The 987-nt window shown below is 67.2% G+C and carries 1 protein-coding gene; it reads left to right on the forward strand.

The genetic code is table 11. The features are described from left to right. Nucleotides 1–66: 66 nt before the first annotated feature. On the forward strand, nucleotides 67–987 hold a 921-nt coding region (locus DD1DGNOD_RS12330), incomplete at its 3' end, for a peptidylprolyl isomerase (protein ID WP_241255673.1).

Below are 987 nucleotides of genomic sequence, written 5' to 3' on the forward strand. Positions count from 1 at the left end.
ACGTTACCGGGCCTACCGGGCCTACCGGGCTTACCGGGCCGGTTATGGGCCCGTATCGCCCTGGCGTTGCTGATACCGCTGGTCATCGCCGGGCTCGCGTTCCTCATCGTGCCGTTGGTGGTCGGGCTGCCCGGCGGCGCCGCTTTCCGCGTCGACGGCACCGTGGTGACCAAGGATCAGCTGCATAACCGGGTCAAGGTCCTCGGTGCTCTCTACGGGATTCGTGAGCCTGTCGGGGGCACGGAACTGGAGCAGTTCCGCCGTGACGTCGCCAAGGCCGTCGCGGTCGGGATGATATTGGACAACGCCGCCGCCGATCATCAGATCGTGATCGCGGACAAGTCGGCCCGCGACACCCTCAACAAGATGATCGACGAGCAGATGGGGTCGGACGGGCAGCGTGCCTTCACCGACCTGCTGGGCAAGCTGGGGGTGTCCGAGAACGACGTCCTCGACGAGATCAAGCGTCAGCAGCGCACGGCACGGCTCTTCCAGGACGTGACCGGACCGGCGGTCGTAACCGTCGGTGACGACCAGCTGCCCTCGTACTACGACAGTCACACAGCGGACTTCCTGGTTCCCGAGCAGCGACACCTGCGCAACACCGTGGTCGCCACCAAGGAGCAGGCGGACCAGGTGGTGCAGCGTGCCGGCTCCGGGACGGACTTCGCCGCCCTCGTGAACGAGACGTCGCTGGACGAGGCGACCCGGAGCACACAGGGCGATCTGGGGCTTGTTGTCGCCCCGCAGCTGGAGTCCGCGTACGCGAAGGCCGCCTTCGCCGCTGCGGTGGGTTCGGTGTTCGGTCCGGTGCAGACCCGCTTCGGGTGGAACGTCGGTCAGGTCCTGGAGAGCAAGCCGAGCACCCAGCTGCCCTACGAGCAGGTCAAGGACCAGGTACGTGACGCGCTTCGCTCCGAGCGTGCGCTCGCGGTATGGCGGACGTGGCTCGCCGAACGGATCAAAGCGGCGGACGTGGAGTACGCC

It is taken from the genome of Candidatus Protofrankia californiensis, from assembly GCF_900634765.1.
GTDB lineage: Bacteria > Actinomycetota > Actinomycetes > Frankiales > Frankiaceae > Protofrankia > Protofrankia californiensis.